Genomic DNA, 25,663 nt, shown 5'->3' with positions numbered 1-25,663 from the left:
CCGTTCCCCCCTTCCGCAAGATTTGAGGTATCAAAATGAACCAGGAAATCACCAACAACCCGTTCAACCCGCTGACCCCGCCGAAGGTCTTTGATGAAATCAAAGTCTCGCTGGCCAGCCCGGAACGGATCCTGTCTTGGTCCTATGGCGAAATCAAAAAGCCCGAGACCATCAACTACCGGACCTTCAAGCCGGAGCGCGACGGCCTGTTCTGCGCCCGCATCTTCGGCCCGATCAAGGACTACGAATGCCTGTGCGGCAAATATAAGCGGATGAAGTACCGCGGCGTCGTCTGTGAAAAATGCGGCGTCGAAGTCACCCTGCAGAAAGTGCGCCGCGAGCGCATGGGCCACATCGAGCTGGCCGCACCTGTCGCGCACATCTGGTTCCTGAAGTCGCTGCCCAGCCGCATCGGCCTGATGCTGGACATGACCCTGCGCGACCTGGAACGTGTTCTGTACTTTGAAAACTACGTCGTCATCGAGCCGGGCCTGACTGACCTGAGCTATGGTCAGATGATGACCGAAGAAGAGTTCATGGACGCCCAGGACGCCTATGGCATGGACGCCTTCACCGCCAACATCGGCGCTGAAGCGATCCGTGACATGCTGGCCCAGATCGACCTGGAATCGGAAGCCGAAACGCTGCGCGCCGAACTGGCCGAAGCGACCGGCGAACTGAAGCCCAAGAAGATCATCAAGCGTCTGAAAGTCGTAGAATCCTTCCTGGAATCGGGCAACCGCCCGGAATGGATGATCATGACCGTGATCCCGGTCATCCCGCCGGAACTGCGCCCGCTGGTTCCGCTGGACGGCGGCCGCTTTGCGACCTCCGACCTCAATGACCTGTACCGCCGCGTGATCAACCGGAACAACCGCTTGAAGCGGCTGATCGAACTGCGCGCGCCGGACATCATCGTCCGCAACGAAAAGCGGATGCTGCAGGAATCCGTGGACGCGCTTTTCGACAACGGCCGTCGCGGCCGCGTCATCACCGGCGCCAACAAGCGCCCGCTGAAGTCGCTCTCCGACATGCTGAAAGGCAAGCAGGGCCGCTTCCGTCAGAACCTTCTGGGGAAACGCGTCGACTTCTCCGGCCGTTCGGTGATCGTGACCGGTCCCGAGCTGAAGCTGCACCAGTGCGGCCTGCCCAAGAAGATGGCGCTCGAGCTGTTCAAGCCCTTCATCTATTCGCGTCTGGAGGCCAAGGGCCTGTCCTCGACCGTGAAGCAGGCGAAGAAGCTGGTCGAGAAAGAGCGCCCGGAAGTCTGGGATATCCTCGATGAGGTGATCCGCGAGCACCCGGTGATGCTGAACCGCGCACCGACGCTGCACCGTCTGGGTATCCAAGCGTTCGAACCCACGCTGATCGAAGGTAAAGCCATCCAGCTTCACCCGCTGGTCTGCTCGGCGTTCAACGCGGACTTCGATGGCGACCAGATGGCTGTGCACGTCCCGCTGAGCCTTGAGGCCCAGCTGGAAGCGCGCGTCCTGATGATGTCGACCAACAACGTTCTGTCGCCCGCCAACGGCGCGCCGATCATCGTTCCCTCGCAGGATATGATCCTGGGTCTCTACTATGTGACCCTGGAACGCGAAGGCATGCCCGGCGAAGGCAAGATCTTTGGCACCATCGACGAGGTTCAGCACGCGCTGGACGCCGGCGAAGTGCACCTGCACACCAAGATCACCGCGCGGATCACTCAGATCGACGAGGAAGGCAACGAGGTTCTCAAGCGTTTTGAGACCACCCCGGGCCGTGTCCGTCTGGGCGCGCTGCTGCCGAAAAACGCCAAGGCGCCGTTTGAACTGGTCAACCGTCTTCTGCGGAAGAAAGAGGTTCAGCAGGTCATCGACACCGTCTACCGCTACTGCGGCCAGAAAGAGTCGGTCATCTTCTGCGACCAGATCATGACCATGGGCTTCCGCGAGGCGTTCAAGGCCGGCATTTCGTTCGGTAAGGACGACATGGTGATCCCGGACACCAAGTGGACCATCGTCGACGACACCCGCGAGCAGGTGAAAGACTTCGAACAGCAGTACATGGACGGCCTGATCACTCAGGGCGAAAAGTACAACAAGGTTGTCGATGCCTGGTCGAAGTGTAACGACAAGGTCACCGAAGCGATGATGGGCACCATCTCCGCTGACAAGCGGGACGAGAACGGCGCCGTGATGGAACCGAACTCGGTTTACATGATGGCCCACTCCGGTGCGCGTGGCTCGGTTACTCAGATGAAGCAGCTGGGCGGTATGCGCGGCCTGATGGCCAAGCCGAACGGCGACATCATCGAGACCCCGATTATCTCGAACTTTAAGGAAGGCCTGACCGTTCTCGAGTACTTCAACTCGACTCACGGTGCCCGTAAGGGGCTGTCGGATACCGCGCTGAAGACGGCGAACTCGGGTTACCTGACCCGCCGTCTGGTGGACGTGGCGCAGGACTGCATCGTGCGCGAGCTCGACTGCGGCACCGAACGCGCGATCACCGCAGAAGCGGCTGTGAACGACGGCGAGGTCGTGGCGTCTCTGGGCGAGCGCATCCTGGGCCGTGTGGCTGCGGATGACATCCTGCGCCCCGGCACCGAGGAAGTCATCGTGGCCGCAGGCCAGCTGATCGACGAGCGGATGGCGGACGCAGTGGAAGAGGCCGGCGTGCAGTCGACCCGTATCCGCTCGCCGCTGACCTGCGAAAGCGAAGAGGGCGTCTGCGCCATGTGCTACGGCCGTGACCTGGCCCGCGGCACCCGCGTGAACACCGGCGAGGCTGTCGGCATCATCGCGGCGCAGTCGATCGGTGAACCCGGCACCCAGCTGACCATGCGGACCTTCCACATCGGCGGCGTTGCCCAGGGCGGCCAGCAGTCGTTCCTGGAAGCCAGCCAGGAAGGCAAGATCGTCTTCGAAATGCCGCAGACCCTGGAGAACGCCAACGGCGAAACTCTGGTTGTCGGCCGCAACATGAAGCTGATCATCCAGGACGAGCACGGCGAAGAGCGCGCCAGCCACAAGCTGGGCTACGGCTCCAAGCTGTTCGTCAAGGAAGGCCAGCAGGTCAAACGCGGCGACAAGCTGTTCGAATGGGACCCCTACACCCTGCCGATCATCGCCGAGAAGCCGGGTACTGCGAAGTATGTCGACCTGGTCTCGGGCCTGGCTGTCCGCGACGAGACCGACGAAGCCACCGGCATGACCCAGAAGATCGTGATCGACTGGCGTGCGGCTCCGAAGGGCTCCGAACTGAAGCCGGAGATCATTCTGGTCGACGAGGGCGGCGAACCGGTGCGCAGCGATGCGGGCAACCCGCTGACCTACCCGATGTCCGTGGACGCCATCCTGTCGGTCGAAGACGGCCAGCAGATCATGGCAGGCGACGTTGTTGCGCGTATTCCGCGTGAAGGCGCCAAGACCAAGGACATTACCGGTGGTCTGCCGCGCGTTGCGGAACTGTTCGAAGCCCGCCGTCCGAAGGATCACGCGATCATCGCCGAAATCGATGGTTACGTGCGCTTCGGCCGCGACTACAAGAACAAGCGCCGCATCTCGATCGAGCCCAGCGACGAGTCGATGGAGCCCGTCGAATACATGGTGCCCAAGGGCAAGCACATTCCGGTTCAGGAAGGTGATTTTGTCCAGAAGGGCGACTACATCATGGACGGCAACCCGGCGCCGCATGACATCCTGTCCATCATGGGTGTCGAGGCACTGGCGAACTACATGATCGACGAGGTCCAGGACGTCTACCGCCTGCAGGGTGTGAAGATCAACGACAAGCACATCGAGGTGATCGTCCGCCAGATGCTGCAGAAGTGGGAGATCTCCGACTCCGGCGACACCACGCTGCTGAAAGGCGAGCACGTGGACAAGCAGGAGTTCGACACCGCCAACGAGAAGGCGATTGCCCGCGGCAAGCGCCCGGCGCAAGGCGAACCGATCCTGCTCGGCATCACCAAGGCGTCGCTGCAGACCCGCTCCTTCATCTCGGCGGCCTCCTTCCAGGAGACCACCCGGGTTCTCACCGAGGCCTCGGTGCAGGGCAAGAGGGACAAGCTGGTCGGCCTCAAGGAGAACGTCATCGTGGGCCGCCTGATCCCGGCCGGCACCGGCGGCGCCACCCAGCGGGTGCGCCAGATCGCCCAGGGTCGCGACAACGTGGTGCTGGAAGCCCGCCGCGAGGAAGCCGAAGCCGCTGCAGCCCTGGCCGCACCGGTGATGGACGAGGACGCGATGGGCGGCGACGACCTGGATATCCTGGTCGAAACCCCGGAAAGCCGCGACTAAGCCGCGTCATCAGACAAACTGAAAAGCCCCCGCATCCCCGATGCGGGGGCTTTTTCCTGTTCGCGTCCGGGGGTATCTGTTGCCGGGGCAGGGAGGGCGCAGCAATGGACAGCACGCGGCAGGCAACGTTTAAGGCGCGGCAATGACCCCCAATCAGACCGGGGCGCTGCTGATGACCGCGGCGATGGCGGCCTATACTTTCAACGACGCGCTGATAAAGCTGACGGGCGGGGCGCTGCCGCTGCCGCAGATCCTGACCATCCGCGGCATTGCCGCCAGTGCTCTGATCTATCTCCTGGCCCTGCGGCTGGGCGGTCTCCGCCTGCGGCTGCCGGGCCGGGCCTGGGGCATGATCGGCTTGCGCTGCGCCTCCGAGGTGGCGGCCACCTATCTGTTCCTGACCGCGCTGATGGTGATGCCGATTGCCAATGTCACGGCGGTTTTGCAGGTGCTGCCGCTGACCGTGACCCTAGGCGCCGCGCTGGTCCTGGCAGAGCCGGTGGGCTGGCGCCGGCTGGCGGCGATTGCCGCGGGCTTTGCAGGCATGCTGCTGATCGTGCGCCCGGGGCCGGACGGGTTCAGCGAGGGCAGCCTTTATGCGCTGGCGTCGGTCGCCTGCATCACCGCCCGCGACCTCGTCACCCGCCGGATGCCGCCCGAGGTGCCGTCGATGACCGTGACCCTCTCCGCTTCGCTGGCGGTGCTGGCCTTCGGGCTGGCGTCCTCCGCAGCGGTGGACTGGCAGCCGATGGGCAGCCGTGAATGGCTGGCCCTGCTGGGCGCGGCGCTGTTCATCTTTGCCGGATACCTGTGCTCGGTGATGACCATGCGGGTGGGCGAGATCGCGGCAATTGCGCCGTTCCGCTACAGCGGGCTTCTCTGGGCGCTGATCCTGGGCTGGCTGGTGTTCGGCGAATGGCCCGATCTGCTGACAATCGCCGGGGCCTCCATCGTGGCCGCAGCCGGCATCTTCACGCTCTACCGGGAACGCCGGCAGGCCCGCCGGCTGCGCGGCTGAGGCGGCTCAGCCGCTGCCAAAGACGTCCTTGACCCGGGCCTCCCGGATCGCAAAACGGGCTTCGAAGGCGCCCGCCAGCTCTGGCGTCAGCGGCTCCAGCGCCGGGCCGCCTGCCATATCGCGCGAGTCGTTGAACCGGTTGCGGGTGCGCACGAACATCGGCGCGTCGGTCACCGTGACAGTCGGCATGAAGCGGTTGATCTTGTGGTGAGCGAAATTCATGATCGTCAGCGGGCAGCCGCCGCGCACATGCATGCCCAGGGCGGGGACCACATAAGGAAAAACGCCCTCCGCCGCACAAATCCCCTCCGCCCCGGCCTCCGCCAGGTAGCCGCGGTTGAAGTCGAACGCCACGCTGCGGTTTTTGCTCAGCAGCCCCTGGCAATCTCCGGCTGCCGCGCGCAGCCGTTCGACAAAATCCACCGACACGGCATCGTCGTCATCGTGGCGGAACTGCAGGCAGGGCTGGTCCGGATCCCGGCGGGCGCTGTTGAGGATCTCTTTCATCACCTCGCGGTGGCGGCGCGGCGGCTCGGCGCGGATCTGCACCTGCGGCATGTCCGCGGTCAGGTCGTGCAGCCGGTCGCGGTCTCCGCGCGGCAGGCTGTCGCCGGTGACCACGATCAGGGTGAAATCCTGGTCGGTCTGTTCCCGCAGGCAGGGCAGGGCGATGGTTTCCAGCAGCCGGAACCGCTCCTCCATCCGCTCGGCGTCATACAGATAGGCGATGCGCTCTTCGATTGTTTCATGTTCCACCTGAAACCCGCCGATCGCCGGGTAGGAGAACCGGCACAGCCCGATAACCTGCATTCTGAAATCCGTTTCGTGACAATGGCGCTGGCGGCAACTATGGGGGTCGCGCGGGACCCTGGCAAGCGTCCGCGCGGCAGCCCGCCCGCTGCGGGCAGGCCGGGACAGGCCGGGGCAGGGGCTGCCAGACCGGCTGCTGTTGACAACCTGCGCGACTCCCCATATATGCCCGGCTATCCGGCACCCGGAGCATGTCTCCACAAGCCGAATTCAAAATTGCAGTGGCTCAAGGCCTGGGCACTTTTATCACCCTGGCCCTCTGTAAACTCACCGCGTCGTCTCACCTCGGTACGGGAGCGATTGCGGTTTTTGCGCTTGTGGACGCATAAGTGCAGCGAAATCACCCGCACGCGCCGGCGTGCATGACAAGTTGCTAAACGGGGAATACCTGAATGCCAACGATCCAGCAGCTGATCCGCAAGCCGCGTCAGCCGAAACGCAAAGTTTCGAAGTCCCAGCACCTCGAGCAGTGCCCGCAGAAGCGCGGCGTCTGCACCCGCGTGTACACCACCACTCCGAAGAAGCCGAACTCCGCGATGCGGAAAGTTGCGAAGGTGCGCCTGACCAACGGTTTCGAAGTGATCTCCTACATCCCCGGTGAAAGCCACAACCTTCAGGAACACTCCGTGGTTCTGATCCGCGGCGGCCGGGTAAAAGACCTTCCGGGTGTCCGTTACCACATCCTGCGCGGTGTTCTGGATACCCAGGGCGTCAAAGACCGTAAGCAGCGCCGCTCGAAGTACGGCGCGAAGCGTCCTAAGTAAGAAGGAGAGAGCGAGATGTCCCGTCGTCACGCCGCAGAGAAGCGCGAAGTCCTGCCCGACGCCAAGTTCGGCGACCGCGTTCTGACCAAATTCATGAACAACCTGATGATCGACGGCAAGAAGTCGGTCGCAGAGCGTATTGTCTACAACGCGTTTGACCGCGTTGAGAGCAAGATCAAGCGCGCTCCGGTTGAAGTCTTCCACGAAGCTCTGGACAACATCAAACCGTCCGTCGAGGTCCGCTCCCGCCGTGTGGGCGGTGCGACCTACCAGGTTCCGGTTGAAGTCCGCCCCGAGCGCCGCGAAGCGCTGGCCATCCGCTGGCTGATCGCTGCCGCACGCAACCGCAACGAAAACACCATGGAAGAGCGCCTCGCAGGCGAGCTGATGGACGCTGTCCAGTCCCGTGGCACCGCGGTGAAGAAGCGCGAAGACACCCACAAGATGGCAGAGGCCAACAAAGCCTTCTCCCATTATCGCTGGTAAGCTAGAGGACATAGACCTATGGCACGCGAATATCCCCTCGACCTGTACCGTAACTTCGGTATCATGGCGCACATCGACGCAGGTAAAACCACCTGCTCCGAGCGCATCCTGTATTACACCGGCAAATCCCACAACATCGGTGAGGTGCACGACGGTGCAGCCACCATGGACTGGATGGAGCAGGAGCAGGAACGCGGCATCACCATCACTTCGGCTGCGACCACCACCTTCTGGGAGCGCACCGAGGACGGCAAGACCGCTGACACCCCGAAGCACCGCCTGAACATCATCGACACCCCCGGCCACGTTGACTTCACCATCGAAGTCGAGCGTTCGCTGGCGGTTCTCGACGGTGCCGTTTGCGTTCTCGACGCCAACGCCGGTGTTGAGCCGCAGACCGAAACCGTGTGGCGTCAGGCTGACCGCTACAAGGTTCCGCGCATGGTGTTCGTCAACAAGATGGACAAGATCGGCGCGGACTTCTTCAACTGCGTCCGCATGATCGAAGACCGCACCGGCGCCCGCGCGGTTCCGGTTGGCATTCCGATCGGCGCAGAAACCGAGCTGGAAGGCCTGATCGACCTGGTCACCATGAAAGAGTGGCTGTGGCAGGGTGAAGACCTGGGCGCCTCCTGGGTCCACGCCGAGATCCGCGACGAGCTCAAGGACATGGCCGAAGAGTGGCGCGGCAAGATGATCGAGGCCGCCGTCGAAGAAGACGACGACGCCATGGAAGCCTACCTGGAAGGCGAAGAGCCCGACGTGCCGACCCTGCGCAAGCTGCTGCGCAAGGGCACCCTGGCGCTGCACTTCGTTCCGGTTCTGGGCGGTTCCGCGTTCAAGAACAAAGGTGTGCAGCCGCTGCTGAACGCCGTGATCGACTATCTGCCCAGCCCGCTGGACGTTGTCGACTACATGGGCTTCAAGCCGGGCGACGAGACCGAAGAGCGTAACATCGCCCGCCGCGCGGACGACAACATGCCCTTCGCAGGCCTGGCGTTCAAAATCATGAACGACCCGTTCGTCGGCTCCCTGACCTTCACCCGGATCTACTCCGGCGTGATGAACAAGGGCGACACCCTGCTGAACTCGACCAAGGGAAAGAAAGAGCGCGTTGGCCGGATGATGATGATGCACTCGAACAACCGTGAGGAAATCACGGAAGCGTTCGCAGGCGACATTATCGCGCTGGCAGGCCTGAAGGACACCACCACCGGTGACACCCTCTGCGCCGTCAACGACCCGGTTGTTCTGGAAACCATGACCTTCCCCGATCCGGTGATCGAGATCGCGGTTGAGCCGAAAACCAAGGCCGACCAGGAGAAGATGTCCCAGGGTCTGGCCCGTCTGGCCGCCGAAGACCCGTCCTTCCGCGTCGAGACCGACATCGAGTCCGGTCAGACCATCATGAAGGGCATGGGCGAACTTCACCTGGACATCCTGGTGGACCGCCTCAAGCGCGAGTTCAAGGTTGAGGCGAACATCGGTGCGCCGCAGGTGGCCTACCGCGAGACCATCTCCAAAGAGGTCGAGCATTCCTACACCCACAAGAAACAGTCGGGTGGTTCGGGCCAGTTCGCCGAGGTGAAACTGATCATCTCCCCGACAGAGCCGGGCGAAGGCTACTCCTTCGAATCCCGTATCGTCGGCGGTGCGGTTCCGAAGGAATACATCCCGGGCGTCGAAAAAGGCATCCAGTCGGTCATGGACTCCGGTCCGCTGGCAGGCTTCCCGGTGATCGACTTCAAGGTTGCCCTGATCGACGGTAAGTTCCACGACGTGGACTCCTCGGTTCTGGCCTTTGAAATCGCCGCCCGCATGGGCATGCGCGAAGGCATGCGCAAGGCTGGCGCGAAACTGCTCGAGCCGGTGATGAAGGTTGAAGTGATCACCCCGGAAGAATACACCGGCGGCATCATCGGCGACCTGACCTCCCGCCGCGGCCAGGTGTCCGGCCAGGAGAACCGCGGCAACGCCATCGCCATCGACGCTTTCGTGCCGCTGGCCAACATGTTCGGCTACATCAACACCCTGCGTTCGATGAGCTCGGGCCGCGCCCAGTTCACCATGCAGTTCGATCACTACGATCCGGTGCCGCAGAACATCTCGGAAGAGATCCAGGCGAAATACGCGTAAGCGTCAGAAAATAAGGGGGCTCGCAGGTGGTGCGGGCCTCCCTCGAAGCAAAAGGAGGCCATCATGGCTAAGGAAAAGTTTGAACGTAATAAACCGCACGTCAACATCGGCACCATCGGCCACGTTGACCACGGCAAGACCACGCTGACCGCAGCGATCACCAAATACTTTGGTGACTTCAAAGCCTACGACCAGATCGACGGCGCACCGGAAGAAAAAGCCCGCGGCATCACCATCTCGACCGCGCACGTCGAGTATGAGACCGAAGCGCGCCACTATGCGCACGTCGACTGCCCCGGCCACGCCGACTACGTCAAGAACATGATCACCGGCGCGGCCCAGATGGACGGCGCGATCCTGGTTGTGAACGCAGCCGACGGCCCGATGCCGCAGACCCGCGAGCACATCCTGCTGGGCCGCCAGGTTGGCATCCCGAAGATGGTCGTGTTCATGAACAAGGTTGACCAGGTCGACGACGAAGAGCTGCTGGAGCTCGTCGAAATGGAAATCCGCGAGCTGCTGTCGTCCTACGACTACCCGGGCGACGATATCCCGATCATCGCGGGTTCCGCGCTGGCGGCGATGGAAGGCCGTGATCCGGAAATCGGCGAAGAGAAGATCAAGGCGCTGATGGCGGCTGTCGACGAATACATCGACACCCCCGCACGTGCGGTTGACCAGCCGTTCCTGATGCCGATCGAAGACGTGTTCTCGATCTCCGGCCGCGGCACCGTTGTGACCGGCCGTGTGGAGCGTGGCGTGATCAACGTGGGCGACTCGATCGAGATCGTCGGCATCCGCGACACCCAGACCACCACCTGCACCGGTGTGGAAATGTTCCGCAAGCTGCTGGACCGCGGTGAAGCGGGCGACAACATCGGCGCGCTGCTGCGCGGCATCGACCGTGAAGGCGTTGAGCGCGGCCAGGTTCTGTGCGCGCCGAAATCGGTGAAGCCGCACACCAAGTTCGAAGCCGAAGCCTATATCCTGACCAAGGAAGAAGGCGGCCGCCACACCCCGTTCTTCGCGAACTACCGTCCGCAGTTCTACTTCCGCACCACCGACGTGACCGGCACCGTGACCCTGCCGGAAGGCACCGAGATGGTGATGCCGGGCGACAACCTGAAGTTCGGCGTTGAGCTGATCGCGCCGATCGCGATGGAAGACGGCCTGCGCTTCGCCATCCGCGAAGGCGGCCGCACCGTCGGCGCTGGTGTTGTTTCCAAAATCATCGAGTGATTTTGGAAACGGTGGCGGCAGGCGGTTTTCCGCAGGAAAACCGCTGAGAGCCACACGGTTCTGATCTAAGAGAGGGCCGCCTTCGGGCGGCCCTTTTCTTTTGGAATAACGCCTGAACAGGGCAGGGACCGGCCAGGGGCCGGAGGCCGTCTTGCAAAAGCTCCAGTGGAGCTTTTGAGGCCACAGGGAGCGCCAGCTCCGGGTGCGATGCTAATCGCGCCCGCCCTCCGGGCTGGCCGGGCGCGGCCCGAACGCGGGGCGTCCGGGCGGTCTTATCCAGTTTTGGCTTGAATAGTTGCGGTGAATCCCATGACGTTTCACCGGTCAACCTAGCCGGGGAAATCTGATGAATGAAATTACAGTAGGCCTTCTCAGCCTAGTCGTTTCGACCGTTACAGCCAACGTTGCGGTGCCTTGGCTTACTCGGCGCCAGCAAACAAAAGAGGCTAAAGAACAGTTGCTTCTCAGGATGCTGAATAGTTGGTTAACTCCAGCTAACCCTGAGTACCAAGCGGCTGTCTCCTCCATAGAGGTAGTTTTCTCTGACAGCCCGAATGTCTTGAGGAAGCGGGATTCTCTGATCGCACATGTAAGTAATGAAGCCGCGGAGCGACAAAACAGCCGCATTTTTGACGATGCGGCGAGAGAAAAGCAGGCAGAGTTGCTTGCGGCTATGGGCGAAGCATCAGGCATCAAGATGGATGACAAACAACTCTTGCAGGCCGCGTACTTGACGAAGGCATTTGTCCGGCGGGAGGAGTTGCTGCATGAGGCTTTCGCGTCGTGGCCGCGTATCGCGCAATCACTGGAAGAGGCGAATGCAAATACTCAAAGGATTATTGAGGCAGCGAGCGCCGAAGGGGGAAAGAACAATTAACTTCTTGTTCCCAGATGCTATCGAAATTCTTTTCCTTGCTCTCCGACATTCCCTAGCAAGTGTCGGGCAGGCAATCTACCCGCCGTAAGGTACCCTCTACCAATCCTAACAACCCCCAAACGCACCGCTCTCCCCAGACGCAACCGTTTCGCGGCGAAACCCCTTGCCACTAGGGCCCGCAGGGCGTATAGGGCGCAAGTTCGCTGATGCGAATAGGGGCGGGATGATTCCCGCCTTTTGGGTTCGATGAGGGATTGCGGTGAGCGCAGGCCCTCCTCTCAACCCCAACGCCTAGAATAAGGCTATACGATGCAAAGCCAAAACATCCGTATCCGGCTGAAGGCATTTGACTACCGCGTGCTGGATGCCAGCACCCAGGAAATCGTCAACACTGCCAAGCGGACCGGCGCCCAAGTGCGCGGCCCGATCCCGCTGCCGAACAAGATCGAGAAATTCACTGTTCTGCGTGGCCCCCACGTTGACAAGAAATCCCGCGACCAGTTCGAGATCCGCACCCACAAGCGCCTTCTCGATATTGTCGACCCGACCCCGCAGACCGTGGACGCGCTGATGAAGCTCGACCTGGCCGCCGGCGTCGACGTCGAAATCAAGCTGCAGTCGTAAGATCGGAGGGTATAGATTATGCGTTCCGGTATTATCGCAAAGAAAGTCGGCATGACCCGGCTGTTCATGGAAGACGGCAAGCAGATCCCTGTGACCGTTCTCCACCTTGACGGCCTGCAGGTTGTTGCGCAGCGCACCGAGGAAAAAGACGGCTACACCGCCGTTCAGCTGGGTGCAGGCACCGCCAAGGCAAAGCGCACGTCGCAAGCCATGCGCGGCCATTTCGCAGCTGCCAAGGTTGAGCCCAAGCGCAAGCTGGTCGAATTCCGCGTCCCCGCTGACGCGCTGATCGAAGTCGGCGCCGAAATCTCGGCCGAACACTTCCTGGCTGGCCAGAAAGTGGACGTGACCGGCACCTCGATCGGTAAAGGTTTCGCCGGTGCCATGAAGCGGCACAACTTCGGCGGCCTGCGCGCCTCGCACGGTGTGTCGATCTCGCACCGTTCGCACGGTTCGACCGGTCAGTGTCAGGACCCGGGCAAGGTCTTCAAAGGCAAGAAAATGGCCGGCCACATGGGCGCAGCCCGCGTGACCACCCAGAACCTGGAAGTGGTGAAAACCGACGCCGAGCGCGGCCTGGTCTTCATCAAGGGCGCCGTTCCGGGCCCGAAATCCGGCTGGGTTACCGTCAAGGATGCCGTGAAGAAGAAAGCCCCCGAGGGTCTGCCTTTCCCGGCCGGTCTGAAAACTGCGGAAGCTTCCGCGGAAGGTGGTGAAGCATGAAACTTGACGTGATCAAACTCGACGGCGGCAAGGCTGGCGACATCGAGCTGTCCGAAGACCTGTTCGGCCTGGAGCCGCGTGCGGACATCCTGCACCGCGTGGTCCGCTGGCAGCGCAACAACGCGCAGCAGGGCACCCACAAGGTGAAGACCCGCTCGGAGACCTCCTACTCGACCAAGAAGATCTACCGCCAGAAGGGCACCGGCGGCGCACGCCACGGTGACCGCAACGCGCCGATCTTCCGCAAGGGCGGCATCTACAAGGGCCCCGTTGTCCGGTCGCACGGCCACGAGCTGACCAAGAAGTTCCGCAAGCTGGGCCTGCGCCACGCGCTGTCCGCCAAAGCAAAAGCGGGCGAGCTGGTCATCATCGAGGATGCAGCAGCCGAAGGCAAAACCGCAGCTCTGGCCAAGCAGGTGAAAAACCTGGGCTGGAAACGCGCGCTGATCATCGACGGCGCAGCGGTCAACGAAGGCTTCCTGCAAGCGTCGCGCAACATCGAAGGCCTGGATATCCTGCCGACGATGGGTGCAAACGTCTATGACATCCTGAAGCGTGACACCCTGGTGATCACCAAGGCAGGTGTCGAAGCACTGGAGGCTCGTCTGAAATGAGCGTGAAGGCAGAACACTACGATGTGATCCGCAAGCCGATCATCACCGAGAAATCCACCATGGCGTCCGAAAACGGCGCAGTGGTATTCGAGGTGGCAATCGACTCCAACAAGCCGATGATCAAGGAAGCTGTCGAAGCTCTCTTTGGCGTCAAGGTGAAAGCGGTCAACACCACCGTCACCAAGGGCAAGGTCAAGCGTTTCCGCGGCCAGATGGGCCGCCGCAAGGACGTGAAAAAAGCCTATGTGACCCTGGAAGAAGGCAACACCATCGACGTGTCCACCGGACTCTGAGATCTGCCTTTTTGACAAGATGGAGAGGCCCTCGCGCAAGCGGGGGCCTTTTGCGTTGGGGCAGGGGGCTTGTGGGGCATGGCAGGGTCCTAAAGGCAGCTTTGCCTCAAGGTATAACCGCTGCCGGTTAAGATCCGCGAAGCCCTGCGTGCGGCGGGTGCGCAACGGAGCTGCCGCTTCAAAGTGGCCGCAAGGTGTTGGAGGAACCCGGGAGGTCGTTTATAGGGGCTTAGCTGTTGCCCTCGGGTGCATCTATCCTGAAAGTAGATCTGCGCGGTTTCATAGCGCTCTACTTCGAGGTGATTATGGAAGAAGATTTTGTCCTAGATTATGATGCAAAGGCTCCAGCACCGTTAGACCCACACGTCGCGAACGTTTGGCTGAGATCCAGGGCAAATCGGTTTTCTGACGGCTTCGATTTAGAGGTTTCTGCAAGTTTTGGAGAGGAAGTTATTACCCTTGACCTGCCCCCCGCTGGTCCCTCGTTCATGAGGAGAGTCTGCGGGTTTGGTTTTGGTAATCGTCGGTCTCGGGCTTGGCAAGCGCGGCAGGCGCGGAGCCCTCAAATAGCTCAAGCGCCTGCCGCGCTTGCATTGGCGTTCTGTTCCCCAGCGAAGAATGCGGCCTGACGTTGTTGTAATCGTAGCGCCACAGCGCCAGCTTGCGGCGGGCATCGTCCAGGGTATCGAACAGCTCTTCATTGAGAAGCTCGTCCCGCAGGCTGCCGTTGAATGACTCGATAAAGGCATTCTGCTGCGGTTTTCCGGGGTCGATGTAATGCCAATCCACCCCGTTCCTGTCGGCCCATTTCAGGATTGCCTGGCTGGTGAATTCCGTCCCGTTGTCGCTGACAATGCAAGCGGGTTTTCCGTAGATCCGGACGAGCGCGTCCAGCTCCCGGGCAACGCGCTCTCCTGAAATGCTGGTGTCTGCCGCCAGGCACAGGTTTTCCCGGCAGCAGTCGTCATTCACGGCCAGGATGCGAAACTTCCGCGCCGCGCCGAAGCTGTCTGCCAGGAAATCCAGGGACCAGCGCTGGTTGGGCTGTGTGGCTTCGGGCATCGGCGTTCTCGAGCCCCGGGCGCGTTTGCGGCCCCGCCGCCGTTTCACTGCAAGACCCTCCTCCCGGTAGAGGCGGTAAAGCTTTTTGTGGTTCATGATCATGCCTTTTCGCTCAAGCAGCACGCCGATCCGCCGGTAGCCGAACCGGCGGCGTTTGCCAGCGATCTCCTTCATCTCCTGGCGGATCTCAGGATGGTCCGGCGGGCGTTCGCGCCGGACCGTCTTGGGGTCGACACCGACAAGCCGGCAGGCCCTGCGCTGCGAGATGTCATGATCCCGCATTGCATTGAGCGCTGCCTCTCGCCGCTCTTTCGGTGTCGTCAGCTTTTTCCCAGCAGGTCTTTCAAAACCACGTTGTCGAGCATCGTGTCTGCCAGCAGCCGCTTCAGCTTGGCATTCTCATCTTCCAGCGCTTTCAGCCGCGCCGCCTCCGATACCTCCATGCCGCCATACTTGGACTTCAGCTTGTAAAAGGTCGCCGGGCTCAGCCCATGCCGGCGGCACACCTCCGCCGTCGGCATCCCGGCTTCCTGCTCTTTGATCATCCCGATGATTTGCGCCTCGGTGTAACGGCTCTTACGCATTCGTCTGCTCCTACATAGGTTGGGCAGACTCTACATCATGGTGAGGGATTTCGCGGGGGGCAGGTCACCCTCGAGGGGGAGGACTTTTCTCTTTCTGTGTTCTTTGCCTTGAAGCGGGCCTCTATCGACCTCCACTTTAAGAACTGCCAACCCGCCGAGTTGTACGAGTATCCTACCGAGGAGTATCGACGGGAAGACGTGACAAAACTCTCAGAGCAAAATGTTCGCGGGGGTGGCATGGAGGCTAACGCTCGTTCTTTACGGGAAATTCCCAGCGCATCTGCAACGGTGAAGATTGGGGGCAACGTGCAAAGGGAAAAGCAGTCGACCGAGACAAGAGCAATTACGAGGCTATGGAAACCTGTCGGCCTTACAACAATTCAAGTGAATGGATACGGTGCAAAACTAGATGGCGAGGCCGTATCAAATGTGAAGAGGTGGTTCGTCAAACCAGATACGTCCAAGGACTTTTCGGCAATCGTTGCAATACTTTCGACGAGAGCAAACTGGATTGAATTCGGACAGATACTAGATGACAGCACCGGCGGCGGTATTGGAAACAGGCTGAAGCGTTGGTTGAGGAGTAAGAAAAATCGAGACAGGGCGCTGTTTGACTTGTTGCTTCGAACGCTCGCGTCAAAGGGCCTTCAATCAGGGCAGGATAAGGACGCTACTTTAGCCATGCACATTCAGATTCTACGCAAGACAGCGGCGTTTTCAGACGCTGAAGAAAGACCGATGGTAATCCCCGGTCACCCAGCGACGAGAGCAATCGGTGTAGACTCTTCGCTAGTAAATGCTTTTCTCGATGGCAGCACTGACAATCGTGTCGAACTGCTTCGGGGGTTGGGCGTCCCTCGCGGAGATGTTGAGAGCGCTCTAATTTCTGGTGGCTCTAAACCAAAACGGAAGCTTGGCCCGCTGTTCAACGCAGGTAGTGCCCCCTTTACCGCCTTAGAGGCATTGAACTTTGTGCTCTCGTTTGAGGGGCCGATATCACCCTCGGAATGGGAAGAAGCCAATAAGAATAGAAGTCGCGCGGATCTAGCAGCGCTTGAGCTAATCGAGATTAAGGACGGGTTAATACACTCATGCGTGAAAGATGGAACCGATGCGGAAGTGGCTCTTCGGCATGCAGCAATGAGAGCGCCAATGCTGCAAAAAACTCGGGAACTTCTCTTAGAAAAGCCCAATATCACTAGTATTCAAATCGGAGAAGAGTTGCGAAAAGAGTTCAATAGAAACTATAATAGCGAGGCTTCGAAGTTGCGTGTCGGCGGCGCTATGCGACGTTGGGCAATTTGGCTAGAGCCGCACTTGGTTGAACCCGACGCTGTTGGCCGTACAGCTTCTCTTCGGGTGTCTGCTACTTCAAAAACCGCGCGCCGCGGAGCGCCGAGTTTAGCTACTTCGCAGAACATTGAACGTGCACAAGCAGCACTTGATGCAGGGCAAAGACCTGAAGATGTCGCGAAGATGATTGGCATTTCCCGAGCGTCCATCTACTTATGGGATAAGAAGGGACTTATTAGTTTTACTAGGCGGGCAAAATAGAAAGACGCACGTTGTGCCATTGCCACCCTCCCGACTCTCTGCTAAGCACCGCCCATCCTGCAGACCCCGGATTCGTTCCGGGGTCGTTACGTTTGTCAGGATGTTCGAACCTGGGACCTTCGGGGCCCTATAACTCAGGCACCTACGGGGGCCTTAAACATAGCGGGTCCAAAGACAAGAACCTAAGGGCCTGCACGCTAAACGGAAGACAGAAAGCATGGCACTCAAGTCGTATAAGCCGACGACGCCGGGCCAGCGTGGGCTGGTTCTGATCGACCGTTCGGAGCTTTGGAAAGGGCGTCCGGTCAAATCCCTCACTGAGGGCCTGACCAAATCGGGCGGCCGGAACAACACCGGACGGATCACTGCACGCCGCCGTGGCGGCGGCGCAAAGCGCCTCTACCGGATCGTTGACTTCAAACGGAACAAATTTGATGTAGCGGCCACCGTTGAGCGGATCGAATACGACCCGAACCGGACCGCATTCATCGCGCTGATCAAATACGAAGACGGCGAGCAAGCCTACATCCTGGCGCCGCAGCGTCTGGCTGTCGGCGACAAGGTCGTCGCGTCTGCAAAAGCCGACATCAAGCCGGGCAACGCAATGCCGTTCTCGGGCATGCCGATCGGTACCATCGTTCACAACATCGAAATGAAGCCCGGCAAAGGCGGCCAGATCGCCCGTGCAGCCGGTACTTACGCTCAGTTCGTTGGCCGTGACGGCGGTTACGCCCAGATCCGCCTGTCCTCGGGCGAACTGCGCCTGGTGCGTCAGGAATGCATGGCCACCGTCGGTGCCGTGTCGAACCCGGACAACTCGAACCAGAACTTCGGTAAAGCCGGCCGTATGCGCCACAAGGGCAAGCGTCCCTCCGTGCGTGGTGTCGTGATGAACCCGATCGACCACCCCCACGGCGGTGGTGAAGGCCGGACCTCCGGCGGGCGCCACCCGGTGACCCCCTGGGGCAAACCGACCAAGGGCAAACGGACCCGCAACAAAAACAAGGCGTCGCAGAAGCTTATCATCCGCTCGCGCCACGCCAAGAAGAAAGGCCGCTAATCCATGGCACGTTCCGTATGGAAAGGCCCCTTCGTTGATGCTTACGTCCTGAAAAAGGCCGAAGCAGCGCGTGAATCGGGCCGCAATGAAGTGATCAAGATCTGGTCGCGCCGTTCCACCATCCTGCCGCAGTTCGTCGGCCTGACCTTTGGTGTCTACAACGGCAAGAAGCACATCCCTGTCAACGTCTCGGAAGACATGATCGGTCAGAAGTTCGGTGAGTACTCGCCGACCCGCACCTATTATGGCCATGCCGCTGACAAAAAAGCGAAGCGGAAGTAAGTCATGGGTAAGGAAAAGAATCCCCGCCGCGTGGCAGACAACGAAGCAATGGCAAAACTGCGCATGCTCCGTACCTCGCCGCAGAAACTGAACCTGGTGGCGCAGATGATCCGCGGCAAGAAAGTCGAGAAGGCGCTGACCGACCTGACGTTCTCCAACAAGCGGATCGCGCAGGACGTGAAGAAATGCCTTCAGTCCGCCATCGCGAATGCTGAAAACAACCACAACCTGGACGTCGATGAACTGATCGTCGCCGAGGCATGGGTTGGCAAGAACCTGACCATGAAGCGCGGCCGTCCGCGGGCTCGTGGCCGGTTCGGCAAAATCCTGAAGCCGTTCGCGGAGATCACCATCAAGGTGCGTCAAGTTGAGGAGCAAGCCTAATGGGTCAGAAAGTCAATCCGATCGGCATGCGCCTGCAGGTGAACCGCACCTGGGACAGCCGCTGGTACGCCGACACCAAAGACTACGGTGATCTGCTGCTCGAGGACATCAAAATCCGCGAGTTCATCAAGGAAGAGTGCAAGCAGGCAGGTGTTGCGCGCGTGATCATCGAGCGCCCGCACAAGAAATGCCGCGTCACCATCCACACCGCCCGTCCGGGCGTCATCATCGGCAAGAAAGGCGCGGACATCGAAGTCCTGCGCAAGAAGCTGGCGAAGATGACCGACTCCGAGCTGCACCTCAACATCGTTGAAGTGCGCAAGCCGGAACTGGACGCTCAGCTGGTCGGCGAGTCCATCGCCCAGCAGCTGGAGCGCCGTGTGTCCTTCCGCCGCGCCATGAAGCGTGCGGTTCAGAACGCCATGCGCATGGGCGCCCTGGGTATCCGGGTGAACGTCGCTGGCCGTCTGGGCGGAGCGGAAATCGCGCGTACCGAATGGTACCGTGAGGGCCGCGTGCCGCTGCACACCCTGCGTGCCGACATCGATTACGCACACTCCGAAGCGATGACCCCCTACGGGATCATCGGGATCAAGGTCTGGATCTTCAAAGGCGAGATCATGGAGCACGATCCTTCGGCGCGTGACCGTAAAGCACAAGAAATCCAGGACGGCCCTGCACCCCGTGGTGCCGGTGGCGGCCGTCGCTAAGGAGGATTTGAGATGCTTCAGCCAAAGCGCACTAAATTCCGCAAAATGCATAAGGGCCGTATCCACGGTCTGGCAAAAGGCGGTTCCGACCTGAACTTCGGCACCTATGGCCTGAAGGCAACCCAGCCTGAGCGTGTGACTGCACGCCAGATCGAGGCTGCCCGCCGCGCCATGACCCGCCACATGAAACGTCAGGGCCGTGTCTGGATCCGTATCTTCCCGGACACTCCGGTGACCTCGAAGCCGACCGAAGTCCGTATGGGTAAAGGTAAAGGCTCCGTGGACTACTGGGCAGCCAAGGTTAAGCCTGGCCGCGTGATGTTCGAGATCGACGGCGTCAGCGATGAAATCGCCCGCGAGGCCCTGCGCCTGGCGGCGATGAAACTGCCGGTCAAGACCCGCGTCGTGGTCCGCGAAGACTGGTAAGTTTCGCGACTGCCAAGAGATTGAAGCCCCTGCCGGGACACCGGCGGGGGCTTTTTCGTTTCGGACAGCTGCATGAGGCGACGGGGGCAGACAGGCCTTCTGCGCGGCTTTGGCCGCTTTGCTGCCCCTTGCCGTAAAGCCGCGCCTGATGCACACTTGCAGGCGGAGGAGGGATGTCCGTTTCACCGCTGGGTCTTTCGCCAAACAGGCCAGCGCGGTGCCATGCTTTGGGAGGAGTGTGTCATGACGTCCAAGACCGCAGGGTCCACGCCCCCGGACAATCTCAGACCGCCGCCGCAGGCCGTGCCCAAGGTCAACAAGGTGACTGCGGGCGATATCGCCGCGGCGCTGAAGGCCGGTTTGGCCGACTTCCGCGCGCACCCTTTCATGAGCGGCTTTTTCGGCCTGTTCTATGCGGTTTTCGGGATTCTGTTTGTCTGGTGCCTGGTCTGGCTCGGCGCGATCTGGATGATCATTCCCGCCGCTGTCGGCTTTCCGCTGGTCGCGCCCTTCGCCGCCGCGGGGCTGTATGAAATGTCCCGCCGCCGGCAGAGGGGAGAGAGTTTCGGCTGGTCCGCCATCCTCACCGTGGCGGCCAATCAGCGCAAACGCGAAATGGGCTGGATGGCCTTTGTCACCCTGTTCATTTTCTGGGTGTGGATTTACCAGGTCCGGCTTTGGCTGGCGATTATCCTCAAGGATGCCTCCTTCTCGGATTTTTACGGGTTTTGGAACACGGTATTCTTCACGCCGCAGGGCTGGACCTTCCTTGCGGTCGGCACCTGCGTGGGCGCCTTTCTGTCGGCAGTTCTGTTCTCGGTGACCGTCATCGCGATGCCCATGCTGCTGGACCGGGAAACCGATTTCGTGTCCGCCATGATCACATCCATCCGCGTCGTCACGGAAAACCCGGTGGTCATGCTCAGCTGGGCGGCGGTCATCTCCGCCGCCATGCTGCTGTCGCTGGTTCCGGCGTTTCTGGGCCTGATCTTCACCCTGCCGGTCCTTGGCCATGCCACATGGCACCTCTACCGGCGGGCCGTGCCGCCAGTGGAGGGGTGACCTGTCCAGCCACCCCCTTGCGCGGGCGTTCTATGCTGCCTGTGCAGCGGGTGCGCGTTCCGGTGCCGGCTCCGCACCGGCAGGGGCCGCGGGGTCCAGCCGGAAGCCGGCAATCGCCCGCGCCAGGTTGCCTGCCTCGTCGCGCAGCATCTGCCCGGCCGCCGCGGTTTCCTCCAGCATGGCGGCGCTGCGCTGGGAATCCTTGTCCAGCGCCTCGATCGCCGCGCTGACTTCGGAAATGCCGTTGGCCTGTTCGCTGGTGTTTTCCGCGATCTCGTTCACTTTATCCGCGGCCTGGGTGACGGTCTGCAGGATCACGGCCAGCGCCGCGCCCGCCTCATCCACCAATTCGACACCGCCGGTCACCTCGCCCTGGCTGCTGCTGATCAAGGCGCTGATTTCCTGCGCCGCGAGCGACGACCGCTGCGCCAGTGCCCGCACCTCTGAGGCGACGACAGCGAACCCGCGCCCGGCTTCGCCCGCGCGCGCGGCCTCCACCCCGGCGTTCAGCGCCAGCAGGTTGGTCTGGAACGCCACATCGTCAATCAGGCCGGTGATTTTGGAGATCGCGTCGGAGGACTCCTTGATGCGCTGCATGGCGGCGACGGTTTTTTCGGCAACCTCCCGGGTGGCTTCTGCCTTGGTCTTGGCGTCGTTGACGAACTGACGGGCGTCCTGCGCGCTGGCGGCGGTATCGTGGACGGTGTCGCGGATGGTTTGCAGCGCCGCCGCGGTCTGTTCCAGCGCCGCGGCAGAGGATTCGCCGCGTTGCGAGGCATCGGCCACCGCCGCGGCGATCTCCTGCGAGGTGTCGTTCAGCATCCTGCCGCTGCCGGCCAGCTGCCCGACCACATCCTCAAGGCTGCCCGCCAGGTTGTCGATGGCCCCGGCGATATTCTTGAACACGCCCTTCTGGCCTGCCGGCATCCGCTGGGTCAGGTCGCCCTCGGCAAGCGCGTCCAGCACCTTCAGAACATCGCCCAGGCCCTTGCCGGCCACGTCCCCGATGGCGTTCACGCCGCGGCCCAGACTGCCGTCCTGGCCGCCGTCGCCGGTGTCTGCGATCCGGCGCGAGAAATCGCCCTCGCCGCAGGCGGCGATCACTTCTGTGATCTCCCGGGTCAGCTGCTGCTTGGCGGCCTCGGCCTTGCGGAAGGCGCCGGCGGCCTGGGCAATCGCGGCAATCTCGCGGATGCCGGATTTAGGGATCTCCGGGGTGAAGTCGTTCTGCATCATCTTCTTCAGCACGGTATCTGTCTGCTTCAGCGGCCGGGCGATGCTGCGGGCCAGGAGCAGGGCCACCGCCACAAACAGGAGCGAGCCGCCGGTGCCCGCCCGCAGCGCGTTTGTCTGCGCCTCGGCGCTGACCGTCTCGCCGCGGGTCCACACCTGATCCAGCAGGGTGCGCACGTCCTCGTGGACGGCGGCCAGCAGCGGCTCGGCATCCGCATAATGGCCGGACACCTGCTTGCGCAGCTGCTGTTCGTTCAGCGATTCCTCCACATAGGCGGCAAAGGACGCCTGGTAGGCGCCGATCAGGCCCAGGATCTCTTTCTTCTGGGCGGCGCTGGTGTAATAGCTGGCCGGGAAGGCGCGGAACTCTTCCACGCGGGCGTTCAGCCGGTCCAGGTATTTCGGCGCCTGACGCATGATGAAGTCCTTCTCGTGCCGCCGCATCATCAGCATTTTCACCTGCATGACCGGCTGATCCAGCTTTTGCAGAGTGGCTTCGGCATTCTTGACCGCCGTGCGCAGCTGCCCTTCCAGGCCGCTGTTTTCATCCAGACCCAGCCGCGTGTTACTGCTGGCGAGCGCGATAAAGCTGGCCTCATAGGCGTCAATCGCGGCGCCGATGCCCTTGAGCTGCAGGGCGGTGCCGGAAAGTTCGGCCACCGAAGGCATCTGGCGCCCGAGAGCCGTATAGGTCGCTTTCATCCGGGTCATCGTCTCGGCATGGCGGGACAGGTATTTTTCATCGCGGCGCAGCAGAAAATCCTTTTCGGCGCGCCGGGCCTTCAGGAACTCAAGCTCGATCTTGTCGAGGTTCAGATAGATCTCCTCAATCCCGGCGACGCGCCGCTGCACGTCATCGCGCACGGCATGCGAATAGAGCAGCAGGCTGACCAGTGCGGCCATCAGGCCGCCTGCGAGAACGATGATGGAGAGGATCGCCGTGCTGACGGTAAGTTTTGATTTCATAGGACCTGGACCATTTCACTGAGACCTCTTGCAGAGGCGTTTTTGGTCGAGAGTGGACTTCATTCGTTAAATCAGCGTGAGTTTACCTGGCGTAACTTGCACTATTTCAACATGCTGACGGGTCTGCGGGCCGGGTTGAAACCGGCGGCGGTCCCGCGCCAGGCCCTCGCGCTTGGCTGCGGGTTGCGGTAAGACGCAGCCATGGCCCAGATTGAATCGCTCTTTGTGACCCGCCTTTACCGCGCGCAGCTGTCCGAATTCGGACCGTCGGTTGACGCGCAGGAACTGGAAAACTCCTGTCTTGTCATCGCCGGCGACGACGATGCCGGGCAGGACTGGTGCGAGGAGAACGGCTACCCCGGCTATACCTCCTATGCCTCGCTGACGGATCTGCCCTGGCGGTTCCCCATCTTCGCCGATCTGGTGAAGTCGCTGGACCAGCATGTGGCGGCCTTTGCCAAGGACCTGGAGCTGGACCTGGACGGGCGCGATCTGAAGCTGGAGGATCTGTGGATCAACATCCTGCCGGAAGGCGGCACCCATGCCAGCCACATTCATCCGCATTCGGTGATTTCCGGAACCACCTACGTGTCGATGCCGGACGGCGCCTCCGCGCTCAAGCTGGAGGATCCGCGCCACGCGATGATGATGGCGCACCCGCCGCGCCTGAAGGATTGCCGCCAGGAGCTGAAGACCTTTGTCTATCAGGCACCCGCCGTTGGCGACGTGCTGCTTTGGGAAAGCTTCATCCGCCACGAGGTGCCTTTGAACATGGCAGAGGAAGAGCGGATTTCTGTGAGCTTCAATTACAAGTGGGAGTGAGCCAGTGTGCCGCTCCGCTGCCCTGGGGCGCCGGTGCGGCACGGGCTGCTTGACCTGAACGCGCCGTGCCCGCCCAGGGCGCTTGTCTGACACAAACCGACTGGAACCCCAAATGCATCCCAAGATCCGAAGCGCGCTTCATGCAATCGGCCTCCATGTGAGCAGTGCGTCAAAGTATAAGGCTCTGCAGAATGAGCTGCAGGAAAGCCGCCGCAAGGCCGCTGAGGGCGATGCGTTCCGGGATTTTCTGCTGGCCAATCTCAACGGCACCAGTGCCGGCTGGCAGTCCCAGGCCAGCCAGGATGTTTTTGCCCTGGTCGCCAATGGCTTCAAGCGGGGCGGGTATTTCGTCGAGTTCGGCGCCACCAACGGCAAATCCATCAGCAATACATATGTGCTGGAAAAGGAGTTCGGCTGGACCGGAATCGTGGCTGAGCCCGCGAAGTGCTGGCACGAGGATCTGCGCCGGAACCGGTCCTGCGAGGTGGAGTACGACTGCGTCTGGAAGGAAACCGGGGCCGAGCTGGAGTTCAAGGAAACCGGCGCTGCGGAGCTGTCGACGATCTCGGACTTCAGCGAAGCGGATCTCCACTCCAGAAGCCGGCGCAAGGCGATCAGTTATCCGGTGAAAACCGTTTCGCTGCTGGATATGCTCGACCGGCACGGCGCCCCGAGGGAGATTGATTTCCTGTCGGTTGATACCGAGGGCAGCGAGCTGGACATTCTGCAGGCGTTCGATTTCAGCAAGTACCGGTTCAACGCCATCACGGTGGAGCATAATTACACCGAGCAAAGGGCGGCGATCCGGGCGCTGCTGGAACAGAACGGCTACAGGAACGTGGCCGCCGGGGCGTCCGGCTATGACGACTGGTTCGTGCCGAAGGACAGCCCGGTCAAGGCTGGCTGACCAGCCATGGCCGCAGCCGCCAGAACCGGCGGCTGGCACGCGGCCTGCGCCCGGCGGGGCAGGGGGGCGCGGCGAGCGGCGGCTGCCCGGCGCGGCGGCCAATCTTTCCCTTGCCCCCGCACCCTGTCTCCATTATAGGGACCCATCGCCTGTCCCCAATCCGCTTCGGATCCGGGTCGGGTGATTCTTTTTTCCGCGCCTTCCAGCGCGGTTTGACATAACCCACCAGGTTGCAAGGTGACCCGTCAGGGGCCTTCTGGTGCTTTGGACAAGGAACAAAGGCGATGAACGCCAATGATCTGCGCGAGAAGACCGTGGATGAACTCCGCGATATGCTCGCTTCCCTGAAAAAAGAGAGCTTCAACCTGCGCTTTCAGCAGGCAACCGGTCAGTTGGAATCGACCTCCGGCATCAAAGCGGCTCGCCGCAACGCTGCCCGCGTCAAGACCATCCTGAACGAAAAAGCTGCAGCAGCAGCCGAATAAGGAGCGACACAATGCCCAAACGTATCCTGCAAGGCGTTGTGACCAGCGACGCAAACGCCCAGACCGTCACCGTCTCGGTTGAACGCCGCTTCACGCACCCGGTTCTGAAGAAAACCATCCGTAAGTCCAAGAAATACCGGGCTCACGATGAAAAGAACGCTTTCAAGGTCGGCGACTCCGTACGCATCATCGAATGCGCGCCGAAATCGAAAACGAAACGCTGGGAAGTTCTGGAAGCCTAAGAGTCTCATCCGAGACTCCT

Annotated in this window: 25 protein-coding genes; 22 read left to right on the top strand and 3 right to left on the bottom strand. The window is 61.4% G+C overall.

The features are described 5' to 3' along the window. Positions 1 to 35: 35 nt before the first annotated feature. Together rpoC and R2C4_RS16085 are read left to right on the top strand one after the other, a co-directional pair. Complete coding sequence (rpoC, locus tag R2C4_RS16090; protein WP_058286639.1) at positions 36 to 4,280, top strand: DNA-directed RNA polymerase subunit beta'; 4,245 nt, start codon at positions 36 to 38, stop codon at positions 4,278 to 4,280. 142 nt (positions 4,281 to 4,422) lie between these two features. Then, positions 4,423 to 5,298, top strand: coding sequence for a DMT family transporter (locus R2C4_RS16085; RefSeq protein ID WP_058286640.1), 876 nt, complete (start codon positions 4,423 to 4,425; stop codon positions 5,296 to 5,298). A 6-nt stretch (positions 5,299 to 5,304) separates the two neighbouring features. Here the strand turns inward: R2C4_RS16085 and R2C4_RS16080 are convergent, their stop codons facing one another. After that, positions 5,305 to 6,108: a putative rhamnosyl transferase gene (locus R2C4_RS16080; protein ID WP_141891411.1), complete on the bottom strand. Its 804-nt coding sequence runs from the start codon at positions 6,106 to 6,108 to the stop codon at positions 5,305 to 5,307. A 392-nt stretch (positions 6,109 to 6,500) separates the two neighbouring features. On the opposite strand from R2C4_RS16080, the gene rpsL reads away from it, so the two are divergent. The 9 genes from rpsL (at position 6,501) to R2C4_RS16035 (ending at position 13,864) form a co-directional block, all read left to right on the top strand. Next, a complete protein-coding gene (rpsL, locus tag R2C4_RS16075; RefSeq protein ID WP_008204009.1) occupies positions 6,501 to 6,872 on the top strand; it encodes a 30S ribosomal protein S12 in 372 nt (123 codons plus the stop codon). A gap of 15 nt (positions 6,873 to 6,887) precedes the next feature. Next, the gene (gene rpsG, locus R2C4_RS16070) at positions 6,888 to 7,358 is read left to right on the top strand and encodes a 30S ribosomal protein S7 (protein WP_008553314.1); all 471 of its coding nucleotides are present in this window, start codon (positions 6,888 to 6,890) and stop codon (positions 7,356 to 7,358) included. A gap of 18 nt (positions 7,359 to 7,376) precedes the next feature. Next, a complete protein-coding gene (gene fusA, locus R2C4_RS16065; protein WP_141891410.1) occupies positions 7,377 to 9,494 on the top strand; it encodes an elongation factor G in 2,118 nt (705 codons plus the stop codon). Positions 9,495 to 9,557: 63 nt separating this feature from the next. Continuing rightward, the gene (gene tuf / locus R2C4_RS16060) at positions 9,558 to 10,733 is read left to right on the top strand and encodes an elongation factor Tu (protein WP_008555140.1); all 1,176 of its coding nucleotides are present in this window, start codon (positions 9,558 to 9,560) and stop codon (positions 10,731 to 10,733) included. Positions 10,734 to 11,079: 346 nt separating this feature from the next. Next, positions 11,080 to 11,610: a DUF6680 family protein gene (locus tag R2C4_RS16055; protein ID WP_141891409.1), complete on the top strand. Its 531-nt coding sequence runs from the start codon at positions 11,080 to 11,082 to the stop codon at positions 11,608 to 11,610. 309 nt (positions 11,611 to 11,919) lie between these two features. Beyond that, positions 11,920 to 12,234, top strand: a complete 315-nt coding sequence (gene rpsJ / locus R2C4_RS16050) for a 30S ribosomal protein S10 (protein ID WP_005621947.1) — start codon at positions 11,920 to 11,922, stop codon at positions 12,232 to 12,234. A gap of 18 nt (positions 12,235 to 12,252) precedes the next feature. Next, positions 12,253 to 12,957, top strand: a complete 705-nt coding sequence (gene rplC / locus R2C4_RS16045; protein WP_058285581.1) for a 50S ribosomal protein L3 — start codon at positions 12,253 to 12,255, stop codon at positions 12,955 to 12,957. Continuing rightward, positions 12,954 to 13,571 carry a 50S ribosomal protein L4 gene (gene rplD / locus R2C4_RS16040; protein WP_058285582.1) on the top strand — a complete coding sequence of 206 codons (618 nt, stop codon included), beginning with the start codon at positions 12,954 to 12,956 and terminating at the stop codon, positions 13,569 to 13,571. Before rplC ends, rplD begins: the two co-directional genes overlap by 4 nt. After that, the gene (locus R2C4_RS16035; RefSeq protein ID WP_058285583.1) at positions 13,568 to 13,864 is read left to right on the top strand and encodes a 50S ribosomal protein L23; all 297 of its coding nucleotides are present in this window, start codon (positions 13,568 to 13,570) and stop codon (positions 13,862 to 13,864) included. Before rplD ends, R2C4_RS16035 begins: the two co-directional genes overlap by 4 nt. 486 nt (positions 13,865 to 14,350) lie before the next feature. On the opposite strand, the gene R2C4_RS16030 is transcribed toward R2C4_RS16035, so the two are convergent. Next, a protein-coding gene (locus R2C4_RS16030; RefSeq protein WP_141889521.1) for an IS3 family transposase occupies positions 14,351 to 15,510 on the bottom strand; the annotation gives its coding sequence in 2 pieces (ribosomal slippage) (positions 14,351 to 15,252 and positions 15,252 to 15,510; 1,161 coding nt in all). Positions 15,511 to 15,708: 198 nt separating this feature from the next. On the opposite strand from R2C4_RS16030, the gene R2C4_RS16025 reads away from it, so the two are divergent. The 7 genes from R2C4_RS16025 to R2C4_RS15995 all read left to right on the top strand — a co-directional run bounded on the left by R2C4_RS16025 (position 15,709) and on the right by R2C4_RS15995 (position 20,988). Then, a complete protein-coding gene (locus R2C4_RS16025) occupies positions 15,709 to 17,064 on the top strand; it encodes a helix-turn-helix domain-containing protein (RefSeq protein ID WP_141891408.1) in 1,356 nt (451 codons plus the stop codon). Between the two features lie 217 nt (positions 17,065 to 17,281). Beyond that, a complete protein-coding gene (rplB, locus tag R2C4_RS16020; protein ID WP_058285584.1) occupies positions 17,282 to 18,124 on the top strand; it encodes a 50S ribosomal protein L2 in 843 nt (280 codons plus the stop codon). A gap of 3 nt (positions 18,125 to 18,127) precedes the next feature. After that, the gene (rpsS, locus tag R2C4_RS16015; RefSeq protein ID WP_024088539.1) at positions 18,128 to 18,406 is read left to right on the top strand and encodes a 30S ribosomal protein S19; all 279 of its coding nucleotides are present in this window, start codon (positions 18,128 to 18,130) and stop codon (positions 18,404 to 18,406) included. Between the two features lie 3 nt (positions 18,407 to 18,409). Beyond that, positions 18,410 to 18,790, top strand: coding sequence for a 50S ribosomal protein L22 (gene rplV, locus R2C4_RS16010; protein ID WP_008557868.1), 381 nt, complete (start codon positions 18,410 to 18,412; stop codon positions 18,788 to 18,790). Beyond that, entirely contained in the window at positions 18,790 to 19,500 is a 711-nt protein-coding gene (rpsC, locus tag R2C4_RS16005) for a 30S ribosomal protein S3 (RefSeq protein ID WP_058285585.1), read from the top strand. The genes rplV and rpsC overlap by 1 nt, the downstream gene beginning before the upstream one ends. 12 nt (positions 19,501 to 19,512) lie before the next feature. Continuing rightward, positions 19,513 to 19,926 carry a 50S ribosomal protein L16 gene (gene rplP, locus R2C4_RS16000; RefSeq protein ID WP_019297988.1) on the top strand — a complete coding sequence of 138 codons (414 nt, stop codon included), beginning with the start codon at positions 19,513 to 19,515 and terminating at the stop codon, positions 19,924 to 19,926. Positions 19,927 to 20,169: 243 nt separating this feature from the next. Beyond that, positions 20,170 to 20,988, top strand: a complete 819-nt coding sequence (locus tag R2C4_RS15995) for a DUF2189 domain-containing protein (protein WP_141891407.1) — start codon at positions 20,170 to 20,172, stop codon at positions 20,986 to 20,988. Between the two features lie 30 nt (positions 20,989 to 21,018). Here R2C4_RS15995 and R2C4_RS15990 read toward each other — a convergent pair whose 3' ends face one another. Continuing rightward, positions 21,019 to 23,187, bottom strand: a complete 2,169-nt coding sequence (locus R2C4_RS15990) for a methyl-accepting chemotaxis protein (protein ID WP_141891406.1) — start codon at positions 23,185 to 23,187, stop codon at positions 21,019 to 21,021. 201 nt (positions 23,188 to 23,388) lie between these two features. On the opposite strand from R2C4_RS15990, the gene R2C4_RS15985 reads away from it, so the two are divergent. From R2C4_RS15985 to rpsQ, 4 genes are all read left to right on the top strand, one after another. Then, entirely contained in the window at positions 23,389 to 24,009 is a 621-nt protein-coding gene (locus tag R2C4_RS15985; protein WP_141891405.1) for a TIGR02466 family protein, read from the top strand. Between the two features lie 157 nt (positions 24,010 to 24,166). Beyond that, entirely contained in the window at positions 24,167 to 24,916 is a 750-nt protein-coding gene (locus tag R2C4_RS15980) for an FkbM family methyltransferase (RefSeq protein WP_167510266.1), read from the top strand. A gap of 284 nt (positions 24,917 to 25,200) precedes the next feature. Continuing rightward, positions 25,201 to 25,401, top strand: coding sequence for a 50S ribosomal protein L29 (gene rpmC, locus R2C4_RS15975; RefSeq protein WP_019297994.1), 201 nt, complete (start codon positions 25,201 to 25,203; stop codon positions 25,399 to 25,401). Between the two features lie 11 nt (positions 25,402 to 25,412). Continuing rightward, on the top strand, positions 25,413 to 25,643 hold the full coding sequence (gene rpsQ / locus R2C4_RS15970; protein ID WP_005621877.1) for a 30S ribosomal protein S17: 231 nt from the start codon (positions 25,413 to 25,415) through the stop codon (positions 25,641 to 25,643). The last annotated feature ends 20 nt before the right edge of the window (positions 25,644 to 25,663 follow it).

Origin of the sequence: Leisingera aquaemixtae, assembly GCF_006740765.1 — a bacterium.
Classification (GTDB): Bacteria; Pseudomonadota; Alphaproteobacteria; order Rhodobacterales; family Rhodobacteraceae; genus Leisingera; species Leisingera aquaemixtae.
Note: the sequence above shows the minus strand (reverse complement) of the source record. Positions and strands in the feature narration are given on the sequence as shown.

What these genes read in the sequence shown, in the direction of transcription:
- rpoC (WP_058286639.1), top strand. Translation starts at nt 36, where the DNA reads ATGAACCAGGAAATCACCAACAACCCGTTCAACCCGCTGACCCCGCCG.
- R2C4_RS16085 (WP_058286640.1), top strand. Translation starts at nt 4,423, where the DNA reads ATGACCCCCAATCAGACCGGGGCGCTGCTGATGACCGCGGCGATGGCG.
- R2C4_RS16080 (WP_141891411.1), bottom strand. Translation starts at nt 6,108, where the DNA reads ATGCAGGTTATCGGGCTGTGCCGGTTCTCCTACCCGGCGATCGGCGGG.
- rpsL (WP_008204009.1), top strand. Translation starts at nt 6,501, where the DNA reads ATGCCAACGATCCAGCAGCTGATCCGCAAGCCGCGTCAGCCGAAACGC.
- rpsG (WP_008553314.1), top strand. Translation starts at nt 6,888, where the DNA reads ATGTCCCGTCGTCACGCCGCAGAGAAGCGCGAAGTCCTGCCCGACGCC.
- fusA (WP_141891410.1), top strand. Translation starts at nt 7,377, where the DNA reads ATGGCACGCGAATATCCCCTCGACCTGTACCGTAACTTCGGTATCATG.
- tuf (WP_008555140.1), top strand. Translation starts at nt 9,558, where the DNA reads ATGGCTAAGGAAAAGTTTGAACGTAATAAACCGCACGTCAACATCGGC.
- R2C4_RS16055 (WP_141891409.1), top strand. Translation starts at nt 11,080, where the DNA reads ATGAATGAAATTACAGTAGGCCTTCTCAGCCTAGTCGTTTCGACCGTT.
- rpsJ (WP_005621947.1), top strand. Translation starts at nt 11,920, where the DNA reads ATGCAAAGCCAAAACATCCGTATCCGGCTGAAGGCATTTGACTACCGC.
- rplC (WP_058285581.1), top strand. Translation starts at nt 12,253, where the DNA reads ATGCGTTCCGGTATTATCGCAAAGAAAGTCGGCATGACCCGGCTGTTC.
- rplD (WP_058285582.1), top strand. Translation starts at nt 12,954, where the DNA reads ATGAAACTTGACGTGATCAAACTCGACGGCGGCAAGGCTGGCGACATC.
- R2C4_RS16035 (WP_058285583.1), top strand. Translation starts at nt 13,568, where the DNA reads ATGAGCGTGAAGGCAGAACACTACGATGTGATCCGCAAGCCGATCATC.
- rplB (WP_058285584.1), top strand. Translation starts at nt 17,282, where the DNA reads ATGGCACTCAAGTCGTATAAGCCGACGACGCCGGGCCAGCGTGGGCTG.
- rpsS (WP_024088539.1), top strand. Translation starts at nt 18,128, where the DNA reads ATGGCACGTTCCGTATGGAAAGGCCCCTTCGTTGATGCTTACGTCCTG.
- rplV (WP_008557868.1), top strand. Translation starts at nt 18,410, where the DNA reads ATGGGTAAGGAAAAGAATCCCCGCCGCGTGGCAGACAACGAAGCAATG.
- rpsC (WP_058285585.1), top strand. Translation starts at nt 18,790, where the DNA reads ATGGGTCAGAAAGTCAATCCGATCGGCATGCGCCTGCAGGTGAACCGC.
- rplP (WP_019297988.1), top strand. Translation starts at nt 19,513, where the DNA reads ATGCTTCAGCCAAAGCGCACTAAATTCCGCAAAATGCATAAGGGCCGT.
- R2C4_RS15995 (WP_141891407.1), top strand. Translation starts at nt 20,170, where the DNA reads ATGACGTCCAAGACCGCAGGGTCCACGCCCCCGGACAATCTCAGACCG.
- R2C4_RS15990 (WP_141891406.1), bottom strand. Translation starts at nt 23,187, where the DNA reads ATGAAATCAAAACTTACCGTCAGCACGGCGATCCTCTCCATCATCGTT.
- R2C4_RS15985 (WP_141891405.1), top strand. Translation starts at nt 23,389, where the DNA reads ATGGCCCAGATTGAATCGCTCTTTGTGACCCGCCTTTACCGCGCGCAG.
- rpmC (WP_019297994.1), top strand. Translation starts at nt 25,201, where the DNA reads ATGAACGCCAATGATCTGCGCGAGAAGACCGTGGATGAACTCCGCGAT.
- rpsQ (WP_005621877.1), top strand. Translation starts at nt 25,413, where the DNA reads ATGCCCAAACGTATCCTGCAAGGCGTTGTGACCAGCGACGCAAACGCC.